Source organism: Clostridium sp. MCC353, from assembly GCF_018785315.1.
Classification (GTDB): Bacteria; Bacillota; Clostridia; order Lachnospirales; family Lachnospiraceae; genus CHH4-2.
Window position 1 is genome coordinate 27824 of record NZ_WQPN01000103.1, and the last position, 17097, is coordinate 44920.

14 protein-coding genes are annotated in these 17097 nt (G+C 46.6%); 12 read left to right on the plus strand and 2 right to left on the minus strand.

The window, feature by feature from the left end:
- Positions 1–39 precede the first annotated feature (39 nt).
- Together GPL15_RS17535 and GPL15_RS17540 are read right to left on the minus strand one after the other, a co-directional pair.
- Complete coding sequence (locus GPL15_RS17535; RefSeq protein ID WP_215699992.1) at positions 40–318, minus strand: DUF6171 family protein; 279 nt, start codon at positions 316–318, stop codon at positions 40–42.
- On the minus strand, positions 319–1866 hold the full coding sequence (locus GPL15_RS17540) for an alpha-N-arabinofuranosidase (protein ID WP_215699993.1): 1548 nt from the start codon (positions 1864–1866) through the stop codon (positions 319–321).
- A gap of 181 nt (positions 1867–2047) precedes the next feature.
- On the opposite strand from GPL15_RS17540, the gene GPL15_RS17545 reads away from it, so the two are divergent.
- The 12 genes from GPL15_RS17545 to GPL15_RS17600 all read left to right on the plus strand — a co-directional run bounded on the left by GPL15_RS17545 (position 2048) and on the right by GPL15_RS17600 (position 16985).
- Positions 2048–2992, plus strand: coding sequence for a winged helix-turn-helix transcriptional regulator (locus GPL15_RS17545; RefSeq protein WP_215699994.1), 945 nt, complete (start codon positions 2048–2050; stop codon positions 2990–2992).
- Between the two features lie 92 nt (positions 2993–3084).
- Positions 3085–4167, plus strand: coding sequence for a tryptophan--tRNA ligase (gene trpS / locus GPL15_RS17550; protein WP_215699995.1), 1083 nt, complete (start codon positions 3085–3087; stop codon positions 4165–4167).
- 133 nt (positions 4168–4300) lie between these two features.
- The gene (gene pyrH / locus GPL15_RS17555; protein WP_215699996.1) at positions 4301–5002 is read left to right on the plus strand and encodes a UMP kinase; all 702 of its coding nucleotides are present in this window, start codon (positions 4301–4303) and stop codon (positions 5000–5002) included.
- Between the two features lie 13 nt (positions 5003–5015).
- Positions 5016–5570 carry a ribosome recycling factor gene (frr, locus tag GPL15_RS17560; protein WP_215699997.1) on the plus strand — a complete coding sequence of 185 codons (555 nt, stop codon included), beginning with the start codon at positions 5016–5018 and terminating at the stop codon, positions 5568–5570.
- A 103-nt stretch (positions 5571–5673) separates the two neighbouring features.
- A complete protein-coding gene (locus GPL15_RS17565) occupies positions 5674–6396 on the plus strand; it encodes an isoprenyl transferase (RefSeq protein ID WP_215699998.1) in 723 nt (240 codons plus the stop codon).
- An 18-nt stretch (positions 6397–6414) separates the two neighbouring features.
- Positions 6415–7215 (plus strand): phosphatidate cytidylyltransferase, encoded by an 801-nt coding sequence (locus tag GPL15_RS17570; RefSeq protein ID WP_215699999.1) that lies wholly within the window; start codon positions 6415–6417, stop codon positions 7213–7215.
- Positions 7216–7228: 13 nt separating this feature from the next.
- Positions 7229–8371, plus strand: a complete 1143-nt coding sequence (locus GPL15_RS17575) for a 1-deoxy-D-xylulose-5-phosphate reductoisomerase (RefSeq protein ID WP_215700000.1) — start codon at positions 7229–7231, stop codon at positions 8369–8371.
- Between the two features lies 1 nt (position 8372).
- Positions 8373–9419 carry a M50 family metallopeptidase gene (locus GPL15_RS17580; protein ID WP_215700001.1) on the plus strand — a complete coding sequence of 349 codons (1047 nt, stop codon included), beginning with the start codon at positions 8373–8375 and terminating at the stop codon, positions 9417–9419.
- Positions 9420–9431: 12 nt separating this feature from the next.
- Positions 9432–10484 carry a flavodoxin-dependent (E)-4-hydroxy-3-methylbut-2-enyl-diphosphate synthase gene (ispG, locus tag GPL15_RS17585; protein WP_215700002.1) on the plus strand — a complete coding sequence of 351 codons (1053 nt, stop codon included), beginning with the start codon at positions 9432–9434 and terminating at the stop codon, positions 10482–10484.
- A gap of 16 nt (positions 10485–10500) precedes the next feature.
- Positions 10501–14940, plus strand: coding sequence for a PolC-type DNA polymerase III (locus GPL15_RS17590; RefSeq protein WP_215700003.1), 4440 nt, complete (start codon positions 10501–10503; stop codon positions 14938–14940).
- A gap of 616 nt (positions 14941–15556) precedes the next feature.
- The gene (locus GPL15_RS17595) at positions 15557–16135 is read left to right on the plus strand and encodes a TetR/AcrR family transcriptional regulator (RefSeq protein ID WP_215700004.1); all 579 of its coding nucleotides are present in this window, start codon (positions 15557–15559) and stop codon (positions 16133–16135) included.
- 25 nt (positions 16136–16160) lie between these two features.
- The gene (locus tag GPL15_RS17600) at positions 16161–16985 is read left to right on the plus strand and encodes an MBL fold metallo-hydrolase (RefSeq protein ID WP_215700005.1); all 825 of its coding nucleotides are present in this window, start codon (positions 16161–16163) and stop codon (positions 16983–16985) included.
- The last annotated feature ends 112 nt before the right edge of the window (positions 16986–17097 follow it).

The following is a 17097-nucleotide window of genomic DNA, read 5'->3' on the forward strand; positions in this document are numbered from 1 at the left end:
TTCGCCGGGTTTCATAGGAACAAATCATCTTACGGAACATTAAATTCCCCATTTTGAAGGGCTTTCGGGGCATCGGCTGTTTCGTTTTGCCGCTCTCATTTCCACAAAGCATCCGCACAGGCGGCATAGGCCGTTTGATAAGTACCGGCAGGCGCCGCAGGCTTTTAACCGGTTTGAATAATCGGCATCCGGAGTCCGGATATCCGGGTCGATTCCCGATATATAAGTTTGTAGAGATTGGTGGTATTCGGAATCGGTGACTGCGCTGAGGCCGCATCTGGGGCAGTCATCCATTCTTTTATCAATCTTATCTTTCATTTAATTGCAGACCGGTTTTAATGCCACAAGAACCACGGACTTAGGCGGCATATTTATAGTCAAAGTTCCGTCAGCGGCACAACAATCTGTAAAAGGCACTGGGCGCAGGGCGTCAGGATCCTCAAATGTATTTTTATCCTGCATATGTTGGGAAGTGAGAATGGTTCCTTTGTCCACTGCAAACTGGCCCATGTCTTCAATGTGGCATTTTACGGTTCCGTTCTTATTCGGATCAATATTGCAGAGAGTTATATTGATTGTTCCGTCCTTTGCTTTGGAGACGGTAGAGCTGATCTGTTTTAAGTGTTCGTCACCATAACAATAGTCATCGGAAAGAAGGGCGAAATCCAGGAGTTCGGCATCCTGATGTACCTGATACATATCAAAAACATGATAGGTAGGGGTGAGAACTAACTGGCTTCCTTCTGTTAATATCATGGCCTGAAGTACATTGATCGTTTGGGCGATATTAGCCATCTGCACCCGGTCGCAGTGGTTGTTGAAGATATTTAAAGTTACTGCGGCTGAAAGCGCATCCCTGAGCGTGTTCTGCTGATATAAAAATCCCGGGTTGGTGCCCGGCTCGCAGTCAAACCAGGTTCCCCATTCATCTACGATTAAAGCAACCCTCTTTTCCGGATCATAGCGGTCCATAATTGCCGTATGTTTTTGAATCAGTTCTTCCATATAATTGGCGGCTTTCATGATGCCGAACCAGGCGTCTTCAGCGAAGTCGGTGGCCGAGGTTCTGGAGCGGGATTCATCTCTCAGATAACGTTCGTTGCCGTCCGGGATATTGACGGTGACAACCGGATCGCCCAAGCGGGTGTAGTAGTGCAGGGCGACAGCGTCAAAATGCATGGCGGCGTCTCTCATCAAAACTTCTGTCCAATGGTAATTGGAACCTCTTGGACCTGCCGCAATCCGGTATAAATGGTTTTCTCCATAATCCCTGGCATATGTATTGTAACGCAAAACTTCATCAGCGTAATATTCCGCCCTCATTCTGCCGCCGCAGCCCCAGTTTTCATTGCCGACGCCAAAGTATTTCAGATGCCATGGCTTTTCGCGGCCATTTTTTCTTCGAAGGTCTGCCATGGGGGACTTGCCGTCAAACGTCATGTATTCGATCCATTCTGACATTTCCTGGACGGTTCCGCTGCCCACATTGCCGCAGATATAAGGTTCTGCCCCCAGCATTTCACAGAGATCGAAAAATTCATGGGTTCCGAAATGATTATTCTCCACCACGCCGCCCCAATGGGTGTTGATCATTTCTGCCCGGGATTCTTTAGGGCCTATGCCGTTTTTCCAGTGATACTCATCCGCAAAACATCCGCCGGGCCATCTGAGGCAGGGGATATTCAGCGCTTTCAGGGCATCCACAATATCTTTTCTGATTCCACGTTCATTTGGGATGGGGGAATCTTCGCCTACGTAAAAGCCGTCGTAAATGCATCGGCCCAGATGTTCGGCAAAATGCCCGTAGATCATCCGGTTTATGATTCCTTTGGTTGAAGCCGCATTAATAATCATTTGATTTGCCATAGCTGATCTCCTTTTTTAGTAAAAACTATAATATTTAGATATTTATATAATATTAAATATCATAATTTTATACGTTTGTCAATTGGATTGAAGGGGGATTGGGGATTTTAAGTCCTTGTTTTCTGGCCGGAGGTATTTTATAATTAATTAATATGGGTGTAATGAGGTATGGAGGTATTTTATGATACGGGTATCCGGTTTGAGAGAGGGGAAAAAGCTGTTTAAGGCTTTGGGATCCGACATCCGCATTGCAATTCTTGAATTGCTGCTGGAGGATGACAATATGAATCTGAATGATCTGGCAACGGCGCTGAATCTCACCAATGGGGCGTTGACCAGCCATATCCGGCAATTGGAAGAAGCTGGGATGATTGCCGTGAATACGAAAAACAGCGCAGGAAATGAAAAAAAATACTGTGTGACAGCAGAGCGTATCCTGGTTCAGATACGAAAAGAGAGGGAATCATCCAATCATTATGAGACGGATATAAAAGTGGGTTCCTATTCGGACTATATGGTGGCTCCGTCCTGCGGATTATCCACAGCAACCCATTATATCGGGCAGGTGGATGATCCACGGTATTTCTCGCATCCGGACAGGGCTGAATGCGAAATTTTGTGGTTCACGGAGGGGTATGTGGAATATATTCTCCCGAATCTGCTGCCTCCCAATCAAAAGGCGGATCAGATTACCATTTCCGCGGAATTGTGCTCAGAAGCTCCCGGCAGCAATAACCAGTGGCCTTCTGATATTCATTTTTATTTAAATGGGGTGCTTCTTGGAGCATGGACCAGCCCGGGGGATTTCGGGGATATAAAAGGCAGATTTACACCGGAGTGGTGGAATGCCAATATGAACCAGTACGGGCTCTTGAAAAGCGTTACGGTCAACCATGACGGTTCTTTTATTGACGGCATAAAAATGTCGGATACCACCATCGACCGGTTGGAGCTGCATCAAAACAGTCCGGTCCGGTTTCGGTTTGCTGTGCCTGCCGAAGCCGAACATGTGGGGGGATTGACGATATTCGGGAAAAGTTTTGGCAATTATAATCAGGATATAAAGGTGAGGGTGGAATACAGCCCCAAAGAGAAATCATCAAGAAATCCGGGAAAGTTATTGTAACTTTTCTAATACTTATGGTATACTAAATTCTGTGATTTAAATAAACCAGGATTTTATTTAATAATAATAAATGACTGTTTGGAGGACATAAGATGGGTAAAATTATTTTAACTGGCGACAGACCTACCGGAAGGCTGCATGTGGGCCATTATGTGGGATCTTTAAAACGGAGGGTGGAGCTCCAGAATTCGGGCCAGTATGACGAAATCTATATCATGATCGCGGATGCTCAGGCATTGACAGACAACGCGGACAATCCGGAGAAGGTGCGGCAGAATATTATTGAAGTGGCGCTGGACTACCTGGCCTGTGGGCTGGATCCGGCGAAATCCACTTTGTTTGTACAGTCGCAGATTTCCGAACTCTGTGAATTGTCCTTTTACTATATGAACCTGGTGACAGTATCCAGACTTCAGAGAAATCCTACGGTTAAATCCGAGATTCAGATGAGGAACTTTGAGGCCAGCATTCCGGTGGGATTCTTCACATATCCTATCAGCCAGGCCGCTGATATTACGGCATTTAAAGCTACCACAGTACCTGTGGGAGAAGACCAGCTGCCCATGTTGGAGCAGACAAAGGAGATCGTGCGCAAATTTAACTCCGTTTATGGGGATACGTTAGTGGAGCCGGACATCCTGCTTCCCGACAATAAAGCCTGCCTGCGCCTGCCTGGTATTGACGGCAAGGCTAAGATGAGCAAATCCTTGAATAACTGCATCTATCTGTCTGATTCGGAAGATGAAGTGAAGCAGAAGGTTATGAGCATGTTTACGGATCCGAATCATTTGAAAGTATCTGATCCGGGACAGGTGGAGGGCAATCCTGTGTTCATTTATCTGGATGCGTTCTGCCATGACGAACATTTTGAGCGGTATCTGCCGGATTATCAGTGCCTGGATGAATTGAAGGCACATTATACACGCGGCGGGCTGGGAGATGTGAAGGTGAAACGCTTCCTCAATTCGGTTCTCCAGGAAGAATTAGAGCCGATCCGCAAACGCAGAAAAGAGTTTGAAAAGGATATTCCTGAGATATTCCGTATTCTGAAAGAGGGAAGCGAAAAAGCACATGAGACAGCGGCTAAAACCCTGACGGATGTGAAAAATGCCATGAAGATCAACTATTTTGAAGATATGGAACTGATCAGCCAGCAGGTGGAAAAGTTTAAATAAACCATAAGAAAGGACGGCTTGAAGGCTGCCCTTTTTTGGTAAGCAACGGATTTCTCTCTTTTCAATTTCATGGAAGTATGGTATGATATACAGGACAAACAGAAGAAAAATAGATTGCAGGGAGATTAGTCTGATGAAGATGAATCGGGTTTTATTAAAATTAAGCGGTGAAGCTCTTGCCGGCCCTAAAAAGACCGGATTTGATGAAGATACGGTAAAGGAAGTGGCCCGGCAGGTTAAGATTTCTGTCGATGCGGGCGTTCAGGTGGGAATTGTGATCGGCGGGGGCAATTTCTGGAGAGGACGCACCAGCAATGCCATTGACCGCACCAAGGCGGATCAGATCGGCATGCTGGCTACAGTTATGAACTGCATATACGTTTCGGAAATCTTCCGGAATGCAGGGATGAAAACACAGATCCTTACGCCGTTTGAATGCGGTTCCATGACAAAGCTGTTTTCAAAGGACAGAGCCAATAAGTATTTTGAACGTGGTATGGTGGTATTTTTCGCAGGGGGAACAGGACATCCTTATTTCTCAACTGATACGGGAATCACTTTAAGAGCGATTGAGATGGATGCGGACTGTATTTTACTTGCAAAATCCATTGACGGGGTATATGACAGCGATCCTAAGGTGAATCCTGATGCGAAGCGTTATGATACGATCAGCATTCAGGAAGTGATTGACAAGCAGCTTGCTGTGGTGGATCTTACCGCATCGATCATGTGTATGGAACATAAGATGCCGATGGCAGTATTTGATTTGAATGAAAAAGACAGCATTGCCAACGCAATGCAGGGTAAAATTAATGGCACAGTAGTGACCGTATAATCAGGAGGGACTTATGCAGGAAAAATTAAAGACTTATGAGGAGAAGATGGAAAAATCTTTAGAGGTGCTGCTGGATGAGTACGCATCCATCCGAGCGGGACGTGCGAATCCGCATGTGCTTGATAAGATTAAAGTAGACTATTATGGAACGCCTACTCCGATTCAGCAGGTGGGGAACGTTTCTGTGCCGGAAGCCAGGATGATCCTGATCCAGCCATGGGAAAAGAGCCTTTTAAAGGTAATTGAAAAGGCAATTCTCACATCAGACCTGGGAATTAATCCTACCAATGACGGCAATATGATCCGGCTGGTATTCCCGGAACTGACCGAGGAGAGAAGAAAAGATCTGGCTAAAGATGTTAAAAAGAAAGGGGATGCCTGCAAAGTAGCGCTTCGCAATATCCGCAGGGATGCCAATGATTCATTTAAAAAGATGGAAAAAGCCAATGAAATTTCGGAAGATGATCTGAAATTAGCGGAAGAAAAGATCCAGAAGTTAACGGATAAGATGGTGGAGAAGGTAGACAAAGCCATTGAAACTAAGACAAAAGAGATTCTTACCGTTTAGTAAGGGGATGGCGGGGACAGGCTCTAAACCTGTCCCTGTTTTTTCGATTTTATAAATGTGTTGATGATGTTAGGCTGTGAATTGTTTGAATAGGGAGAGATATATGGCAGAAGAATTCGAGAATATGATAATACCCGGCCATGTGGCGATTATTTTAGACGGTAACGGAAGATGGGCAAAAAAGAGAGGCCTTCCCAGATCTTTTGGCCATAAAGAAGGGTGCATTACTGTGGAAAAGACGGTTGAAGATGCGGCCCGTTTGGGAGTTAAGTACCTGACCGTATACGGTTTTTCAACAGAGAACTGGAAGAGGTCGTCGGAAGAAGTCGGGGCTCTGATGCAGCTTTTCCGCTATTATATGGTCCGGCTTCTTAAAGTAGCCTCCGCCAATAACGTGAGGGTTAAGATGATCGGTGACAGGCGGCGGTTTGACCAGGATATCATAGACGGGATCAACCGATTGGAAGAAGAAACGAAAAATAATACCGGCCTCACATTTGTAATTGCCGTTAATTATGGCGGACGGGATGAGATTGTCCGCTCAGTGAAACAGGTGATGGAAGACTGCTTGGAAAAGAAGATTGCTCCGGAAGATATGAGTGAAGAACGGTTCAATTCTTACCTGGACACCGCCGGCATGCCGGATCCGGATCTTTTGATACGGACCAGCGGGGAACTGCGTTTATCCAATTATCTTCTTTGGCAGCTGGCCTATACTGAAATCTATGTGACGGAATGTTTATGGCCTGATTTTAATATAGATGAATTTAAAAAAGCTATTGTTCAATATAATAGTAGAGAACGGCGCTTTGGCGGAGCAAAATAACAAAAGAGGAGGGACGGTATGTTTACAACTCGGTTGGTTAGCGGAATCATTCTGGTAATCATTGCGCTTTTCGTAGTGGTGAGCGGCGGCAGTATACTTTTTTTGACAACGGGAATGATTTCATTGATAGGTTTGTTTGAATTATACCGCGTGATGCAGATAGAGAAAAAGCCTCTTGGTGTTATCGGATATCTGACTGTGATATCCTATTACGGCCTGCTGTGGTTTGAGGGACAGCAGTATGTGATGCTGATGGTGATTGCGGCGCTGATGCTTTTGATGTCCGTCTACGTTTTTACATTTCCAAAATATAAAACGGAAGAGGTTACGGTTGCATTTTTCGGCATTTTTTATGCGGCTGTCATGCTTTCTTACCTCTATCAGGTGAGGGTGATACCGGATGGAAGGTATCTGGTATGGCTTATTTTCCTCAGCTCCTGGGGATGCGATACCTGCGCTTACTGCTGTGGGATGCTGTTTGGAAAGCATAAACTGGCGCCGGTGCTCAGCCCTAAGAAGTCAATAGAGGGAGCGGTGGGCGGCGTGGCCGGAGCAGCTCTGCTGGGCTTTATCTATGCCAGTTTTTTCGGCGCCCATATGACGGAGATGTCCAATCCTCAGCTGGCCTGTACGGTGGCCTGCGGGATTGCGTCGGTGATCTCCCAGATCGGTGACCTGGCCGCGTCCGCGATTAAGAGGAACCACAATATTAAGGACTACGGACATCTGATACCGGGGCATGGGGGGATACTGGACCGTTTTGACAGCATGCTGTTTACGGCTCCTGCCATCTATTTTGCCATATTATTTTTACGTTAGGAGCTGAAAAACCATGAAAAAGATTTCAATTTTGGGATCGACGGGATCCATAGGAACCCAGACATTAGAAGTGGTTAGAAATCAAAAAGATATACAGGTCACTGCGCTGGCGGCGGGAAGCAATATCGCCGTTCTGGAGCAGCAGATCAGAGAATTCAAGCCGTCCATTGCCTGTGTATGGAATGAGAAGAAGGCGGCGGAGCTTTCCAGTCTCATCAAGGATCTGGATACAAAAGTGGTATCCGGCATGGAGGGGCTGATCGAGGCGGCGGTGGAACCGTCTGCTGAAATTGTGGTCACAGCAGTTGTGGGAATGATTGGGATCCGCCCTACCATAGCCGCCATGGAGGCCGGAAAGGACATTGCTCTGGCCAATAAAGAGACATTGGTCACTGCAGGCCACATCATCATGAAGCTGGCTGAGGAAAAAAAAGTGCGGATACTGCCGGTGGACAGTGAACACAGCGCTATTTTCCAATGCCTGAATGGAGAAAACAGAAGGGAAATCCACAAGATCCTTCTGACCGCGTCCGGCGGGCCGTTCCGTGGAAGAACCAGGGAGCAGATGGCCAAGGTGCGGGTGGAGGATGCTTTGAAACACCCAAATTGGGCGATGGGGCAGAAGATTACCATTGATTCATCGACCATGGTCAATAAAGGCCTTGAGGTGATGGAGGCGAAATGGCTGTTTGGCGTGGAGATGGATCAGGTGCAGGTGGTTGTACAGCCTCAGAGCGTGATACACTCCATGATACAGTTTGAAGACGGCGCGGTTATGGCGCAGCTTGGCACGCCGGATATGAAGCTGCCGATCCAGTATGCGCTGTATTATCCTGAAAGAAGATATCTGCCGGGAGAGCGTCTGGATTTTGCCGCTCTCGGAAGCATTACATTTGAAAATCCGGATTTTGAAAATTTCATAGGGCTGAGGCTGGCATATGAAGCCGGAAAAACAGGGGGATCCATGCCGACCGTATTCAATGCGGCCAATGAACTTGCAGTGAAGAAATTCCTGGATCGAAAGATCGGGTATTTGGATATTACGGATATGATTGAAGAAGCGATGAACCACCATCAGGCGGTAAAAGAACCAACTGTAGAGAAGATACTTGAGACAGAGGCAGAGACTTATGAATATTTAGAAAGCAGGTGGTAATTTGCTAAGTGGTATTGTGGCATTTCTGGTGTTCGGCCTGATTGTGCTGATCCATGAATTCGGACATTTTTTATTCGCTAAATTAAATGGCATTAAGGTGGTTGAGTTTTCCATAGGGATGGGGCCACGGCTTTACAGCTTTATGAAAGGGGAAACCAGGTATTCGCTTAAAATCCTTCCTTTCGGCGGCTCCTGTATGATGCTGGGAGAGGATGAAGAGGAGAGCGATGACAGGGCGTTTAATAATAAATCGGTCTGGGCCAGAATTTCGGTTATAGCGGCGGGCCCTGTGTTTAACTTTATACTGGCATTTTTGTTCGCTGTAATCATCGTGGGGGTTGCAGGATATGATCCGCCGGAAGTGGCGGGAACCATGGAGGGATATCCGGCAGCGGAGGCAGGCCTGGAGACCGGAGATATGATAACCCGTCTGAATGACCAGAAGATTAAGACTTACCGTGATGTAATGGTTTATCTGGCATTCCATCAGGGGGAAGATTTAAGGGTAACCTATGAACGGCCTTCTGTGGGGAAAACGTATCAGACGCTGATCACACCCAAGTATTCGAAAGAGGAAGGTTCTTATCTCATGGGCCTGCAGTTTTACGGCACATACCAAAAGACCGGTTCATTTATGGAGATGCTGGAATACAGCGTTTATGAGATCGAATACAACGTCCGTTCGACCATTCAGGGGCTTGGAATGCTGATACAGCGCAAGATTAAACCGGAAGATGCGGTGGCAGGTCCAATAAAGATCGTCACCATGATCGGCGGGACGGTGAATGAAAGCCGCCAGTACGGCCTGGAGAACATGCTTCTCACGGTCTGCAACTGGTGTTTGATTTTAAGCGCCAGCCTGGGCATTATGAACCTTCTCCCGATACCGGCTTTGGACGGAGGACGTTTGGTGTTTCTGATCATTGAAGCGGTGAGAGGAAAGCCTGTTGACCGGGAAAAAGAAGGGATGATCCATATGGCAGGGATGGTTGTGCTCATGACGCTGATGGTTCTTGTGTTATTTAATGACATTAAAAGCTTTTTTTAAAGGAGATCGAACATGTATCGGGAACATACAAAGGAAATTCATATTGGAAACAGGGTAATTGGCGGCGGTCATCCAATTCTGATCCAGTCCATGTGCAATACGAAGACGGAAGATGTGGAGGCCACGGTCACACAGATTCTGGAGCTGGAAGCTGCGGGATGTGATATCATACGGGTGGCTGTTCCCACGATGGAAGCCGCCCAGGCGCTGCGCTCCATTAAAAAGAAAATACACATCCCCCTGGTGGCGGATATCCATTTTGATTACCGGCTGGCCATTGCATCCATTGAATGTGGGGCGGATAAGATCCGCATCAATCCTGGAAATATCGGGGACAGGGACAGAGTTCAGGCGGTTGTGGATAAGGCGAAGGAGTATGATATTCCGATCCGTGTGGGAGTCAACAGCGGTTCACTGGAAAAAAACCTGGTGGCAAAGTATGGCGGAGTGACAGCGGAAGGGATTGTGGAAAGCGCCCTGGATAAGGTTTCCATCATTGAAACTATGGGATATGATAATCTGGTGATCAGCATCAAATCTTCCGATGTGATGATGTGCGTGAAGGCTCATGAGATCATTGCGAAGAAAACCCATTATCCGCTTCATGTGGGGATTACGGAAGCGGGAACGCTGACCGCAGGAAATATCAAATCTTCAGTTGGGCTGGGCATAATCTTATATGAAGGGATCGGGGATACGGTCCGCGTTTCCCTGACGGGAGCGCCGGTTGAGGAGATAAAGTCAGCTAAGATGATATTGAAGACATTGGGACTGAGAAAAGGCGGCATTGAAGTGGTTTCCTGCCCTACATGCGGAAGAACAAAAATCGACCTCATCGGCCTTGCTAACCAGGTGGAGCAGATGGTGACGGAATTTGACGACCTGGATATCAAAGTGGCTGTCATGGGCTGCGTAGTAAATGGTCCGGGCGAAGCCAAAGAAGCGGATATCGGGATAGCCGGCGGAATCGGAGAAGGGCTTTTGATCCGTAAAGGCGAAGTGGTTAAAAAGCTTCCGGAGGACCAGCTTTTAAATGCCCTCAGAGAAGAATTGAAGAAGATGTAACAGGTGATGAAAAAGCATGGCTAAATCATTTTTAGAAGTATTTCCGGATTTACACATAACGGATGAAGTGCGTGAGCTTTTAAATCTGGTTCAGGTGGATAAGGTGTCCGCTACCAGGGATAGAAGCTCTATTCGCATTTATATTGTCAGTCCCAGACTGATCCATAAGCAGAATATATACGGGCTGGAGACGGGAATAAAAGACCAGCTTTTCCCGGGTAAACAGCTCTCTATTAAGATTATCGAAAAATTCCATCTGTCCAGCCAATACACGCCGCAGAAGCTTTTGAAGGTGTATAAGGACAGCATTTTGATGGAATTGAAAAATTACAGCATTATCGAGTACAACATGTTCCGGAAGTCCAAAATGGAATTTCCGGAAGAAACAAAGCTTAAAATGACCATAGAGGACACCATAGTGGCCCGGGAAAAGGAACGGGAACTTAAAACCATACTGGAGAAAATTTTTTACGAACGCTGCGGGCTGCCTGTGGATGTCATCTATGAATATGTGGAACCTGAGAAAAATACCCTGAGTGAGAAAAAAGAGGCCCAGATGATAAAAGAGGGCGAGGAGATGGTGAAGCGGACTGCCCTCATGAAAAAGAAAGAGGAAAAGGAAAACGAGAGCAAGCCGCAGTCTGGAAATGGAGAAGGAAAACCGGCTCCCAAGCAGAACCAGGAGGAGAAAAAGGATTCCAAATTCAAAAAGACATATCAGGATAAGAATACATACAGACGGAGGACGGACAATCCGGACGTGCTCTACGGCAAGGACTTTGAAGATAATTTCATAACCATAGATAAGATTGACGGTGAAATGGGAGCCGTGACGCTGCGGGGCAAGATCCTGAATGTGGACAGCCGGCTGCTGGGAAGCGGCAAAACCATTGTGATATTCACAATCACTGATTTTACGGATACCATCACTGTCAAGATGTTCGCGAAAGATGAAGCGCTGGAAGACATTAAAGCTGCGGTCATTCCGGGGAATTTCATCCGCATCAACGGCATTACCACCATTGATAAATTCGATGGAGAGCTGACCCTGGGGTCCGTATGGGGAATTAAAAAATGTGAGGATTTTACCAGCAAGAGGGTGGACAACAGCCTGGAAAAACGTGTGGAACTTCACTGCCATACGAAGATGAGCGACATGGACGGCGTATCCGAGGTAAAGGATATTGTAAAAAGGGCCAAAAAATGGGGAATGCCGGCCATTGCCGTTACCGACCATGGAAATGTACAGGCGTTCCCGGATGCCAACCACGCCATTGATAAAGGGGATGAATTCAAGGTCATCTATGGGGTGGAAGGGTATCTGGTGGACGACTTAAAACAGATGGTGGAAGATTCGAAAAACCAGAATCTGGATGAGACCTATGTGGTATTCGATATCGAGACTACCGGTTTCAGCCCCAAGAAGAATAGAATTATTGAAATAGGAGCGGTTAAGGTTGTAAAAGGCGTGATTACCGACCGTTACAGCACGTTTGTCAATCCTGATGTGCCGATTCCATTTCAAATTGAGCAGTTGACGGGAATTAATGACAATATGGTGATTTCTTCACCAAAGATCGATGTGGTTCTGCCGGAATTCCTGGAGTTCTGCGGGGACGCGGTGCTGGTTGCCCACAATGCGGATTTCGATACGGGCTTTATCAAACATAATGCGGAGCTTTTGGGCATGAAATACCGGCCTACCATCATAGATACGGTGGGCATGGCGCGGCTGCTGCTTCCAAACCTGAACCGTTTCAAACTGGATACGGTGGCAAAGGCGCTTAACATTTCCCTGGCAAACCATCACCGGGCTGTGGATGACGCAGGGGCGACGGCGGAGATTTTTGTGGCGTTTGTAAAGATGCTGAGGGACAGGGATGTTGAAACCCTGGATCAGTTAAATGCTTTGAATGAGATGTCGCCCAGTGTGATTAAAAAGCTGCCCACGCACCATGTGATTATATTGGCAAAAAATCATGTTGGGCGGATTAACCTGTACCGGCTGATTTCCAGCTCCCACATCGATTATTATGCCCGTAATCCACGTATTCCAAAGAGTGTGCTGAATCAACACCGGGAGGGGCTTATCATCGGATCGGCCTGTGAGGCCGGAGAGCTTTATAAAGCGGTTTTAAACGGGGCTCCGGATACGGAAATTGCCAGGCTGGTTAATTTCTATGATTATCTGGAGATCCAGCCCCTTGGAAACAACGCGTTCATGCTGAGGGATGAAAAGAGTTCCGTCAAATCAGAAGAGGATTTGATCGAGATCAATAAAAAGATTGTCAAGCTGGGCGAACAGTTTGGAAAGCCGGTGTGCGCCACCTGCGATGTGCATTTTCTGGATCCTGAGGATGAGGTTTACCGGAGAATCCTGATGGCCGGAAAGGGGTTTTCGGACTGCGACGACCAGGCGCCTCTCTTTCTCAGAACCACGGAGGAGATGTTAAAGGAGTTTCAATACCTCGGCCCCAATAAGGCGGAAGAAGTGGTGATCACCAATACCAGGAAAATTGCCGATATGTGTGAGAAGATTTCTCCTGTGCGCCCGGATAAATGCCCTCCTGTCATCGAGGATTCGGATGCCACCCTGCGCAAAATCTGCTATGATACGGCCCACAATATGTATGGTGAAAACCTGCCTCAGATCGTAGTGGAGCGTTTGGAGCGGGAGTTGAATTCCATCATTTCCAACGGATTCGCGGTTATGTATATTATCGCCCAGAAGCTGGTTTGGAAATCCAATGAAGACGGATACCTGGTTGGTTCCAGAGGATCGGTAGGGTCCTCTTTTGCGGCTACTATGTCTGGTATTACGGAAGTAAATCCACTGAGCCCTCATTATTACTGTGAAAAATGCCATTATTATGATTTTGATTCCGAAGATGTGAAGAAATTTGGCGGTATGGCGGGGTGCGATATGCCGGATAAAGTATGCCCGGTCTGCGGCACGCCGCTGAAGAAAGACGGGTTTGACATTCCGTTTGAGACCTTCCTTGGATTCAAAGGGGATAAGGAGCCGGATATCGACCTTAACTTCTCCGGCGAATATCAGAGTAAGGCCCATGACTATACGGAAGTTATCTTTGGTAAGGGCCAGACGTTCCGGGCCGGAACCATCGGTACGCTGGCGGATAAGACTGCATTTGGCTATGTGAAGAATTATTTTGAAGAGAGGGGTACAAGAAAACGAAACTGTGAGATTGACAGGATCGTCCAGGGCTGCGTAGGCGTCCGGAGGACTACCGGACAGCATCCCGGCGGTATTATCGTACTTCCTCTGGGAGAAGAGATCTATTCTTTTACGCCGGTGCAGAGGCCGGCCAACGATATGACTACAAAAACGATAACCACACATTTTGACTACCATTCCATTGACCACAACCTGCTCAAGCTGGATATTCTGGGGCACGATGATCCGACCATGATCCGTATGCTGCAGGATTTAATCGGCTTCGATCCGGTTAAGGACGTGCCTTTGGACAGCAGGGAGGTTATGTCGCTGTTTCAGGATACTTCCGCATTGGGCATTACCCCGGATGATATCGGAGGATGTAAACTGGGCGCATTGGGAGTCCCCGAGTTCGGTACCGACTTTGCCATGCAGATGTTGATTGACACCCAGCCTAAGTATTTTTCCGATTTGGTCCGTATTGCCGGACTGGCTCATGGTACGGATGTTTGGCTGGGCAATGCGCAGACGCTGATTCAGGAAGGCAAAGCGACCATTCAGACTGCCATCTGTACCCGTGATGATATCATGATTTATCTGATCCAGATGGGGCTGGAAGAGGGGCTTTCTTTTACGATCATGGAGAGTGTCCGAAAAGGAAAAGGGCTGAAGCCGGAATGGGAAGAGGAGATGACCAGCCACGGAGTTCCGGACTGGTATATCTGGTCTTGTAAAAAGATCAAATACATGTTCCCTAAAGCCCATGCCGCTGCCTACGTTATGATGGCATGGCGTATTGCCTATTGTAAGGTGTTCTATCCTCTGGCTTATTATGCGGCATTTTTCAGCATCCGCGCCAATGGATTCAGCTATGAACTGATGTGCCAGGGGCGGGACAAACTGGAATATTATCTGGCGGATTATAAGAAGAGAGGGGATTCCCTGTCCAAGAAGGAGCAGGATACTCTCAGGGACATGAGGATTGTTCAGGAAATGTATGCCAGGGGATTTGAGTTCACACCGATCGATCTGTACCAGGCTAAGGCCAATCATTTTCAAATTATCGATAAGAAGCTGATGCCTTCGCTGAGCAGCATTGACGGTTTGGGAGACAAGGCGGCGGAAGCGGTTGTGGACGCGGCCAAGGACGGAAAGTTCCTGTCCAGGGAAGATTTCAGGAACAGGACGAAGGTCAGCAAGACGGTCTGTGATCTGATGGGGGATCTGGGGCTTTTAGGGGATCTGCCGGAGTCCAATCAGTTGTCGTTGTTTGATTTGTAGATAGATATTTGTTGAAATGATTGGCGAAAGTAACGCCATGAATAAGGGGAATCTGGCGCGGACGGCCTTGGATCAAAGGGATTCGAGATCGGATTCCGCCCCTAAGAGATACTAGGCCTTTAAGGACAAAAAAGACAGGGCGGTGCCCATTCGAGGTGAACTTTTTATGAACTTCACCTCTCAGCGGGCACCTCAGAAACTGATTCGGTTTTCAGTTTCTGCCTGTCTTTTTTCGCCCTTAAAGGCCAAGTCTCTCTAAGGGGCTCCATACGACCTCGAATCCCTTTGATCCAAGGCCGTCCGCGCCAGATTCCCCTTATTCATGGCTGCATAATGGCTGCACGAGTGGTCATGAAACAAATATTTTACATAAATAGTGAGGGGATTTACATTAAAACGTGAAGGATTTTTCGAAAATGCCTTCACGTTTGATTTTATACGTTTTATGTTATAAGACGACCGTTTATTTTCGTAGGATGTAGGATAACAGGTTGTAACAGTTTATTTGTTGACTTTCCGACATTGGTGTCGTATAATTTAAAAATGACATTGGTGTCGGAAACGGAATTAGACTAAGAAAAATGATAAAGAATAAGGACTAAAAAGGAGCGAGGTTGTGGGCAGAAAAGGAGAGGTTACAAAGGCTGCAATAAGGAAAGCGGCGCTGGTTTTATTTGTTCAAAAGGGGTTTAAGGATGTTACAATGAAAGATGTTTGTGAAGCGGCGGGGCTTAGCCGCGGCGGTTTGTATATGCACTATGGGAGTACCGGAGAGATTTTTGCCGGTATCATTGATGAGATCATGTCCGGTTTGGAAAACGAGGTCGCGGTGAAGATGGAAAACGGACTGTCCGCAGTATTTATATTAGATGGGTTATTAGAGCGTTACCAGTCCGAAATGCTTGACCGGAGGGGCTCGTTAGGGCTTGCTTTCTATGAATATTACAGCAGTATGCCATTGACGGATGACAATGCGATGCTGAAACAGTATTATATTTCAAAAGAAATGCTTTGCAGCCTGATTGAGTATGGGATTGATAAAGGTGAGTTTAAAGAGGTTCATATAAGCGCAGTTGTGGATTTGCTGCTTTTTTCTTATCAGGGAGTGAGGATGCTTAGCAGTATTATGCCGTTGGACGACGACCGGATCCCCGCAGATATGATCAGTGAAATCAGAGCGATGCTGGTGAAATAATAAAGTGACAGAGAGGTGAACAGAGATGAAGATGAAAATCATTGGCAGCGGCGGGATGTTTCAGATTCCCAATCCTTTTTGTAAATGTCCCATCTGTGAGGAGGCCAGAATCAAAAGGGGACGGTATGAGCGGCTGGGGCCCAGCCTTTATATTGAGGATATCAGGATGCTCATTGACACACCGGAGGACATCGCGGCTGCCTGTGACAGACAGGGGATTACCAGTATTGAATATCTCACACTCTCTCATAAAGATCCCGACCATACGAGAGGCATGCGCATTGTGGAACCTTTAGGTTATGACTGCATTACCGACCGGGGAACCCCCATTCCGTTCATTGTGCTGCCGGAGGTGGCAGACGATATTAATGCCTGGAATGGTGATGGCCTGTATTACTATGAGAATGTTTTAAACTGCATCACTGTCAATAGGACGGATTATGTTAAAATTGGGAACATAGAACTGCACCTGATAAATAACAAAACCCATCGTGGAAATATGACATTCTATGTTATATCAGAAGGGGGTAAAAAGGCTGTTTACGCCTGCTGTGATGTTAAGCCATTCATCCCCAATGAATTATATTTTGATTCGGATGTTTTAATCATTGGGCTTGTATCTGATAACGGCATTCTCAAAGACGGGTCAAAGCTGGATTCGGCGCCTTTCAGAGATGATATGTTTACGTTAGAGGAAATTATGGAAATAAAGCGCGCTTACAGAATAAAGCGCATTATTATCACTCACATTGACGAGTATTGGGGGAAATCCTATGGTTATTACCGGGAATTTGAGAAAACTTTGGACAATATATTTTTTGCGTATGATGGAATGGAAATTGTCTTATAGGCATTAAATACCGCTTTTTCTTTATTATCAGTATTTTGTTTGCCATTCAAGCTTTAATTGTGCGCTGTGGTTTGATTCAGAAAAATATGCATATTGGCAGAATTGTAATATT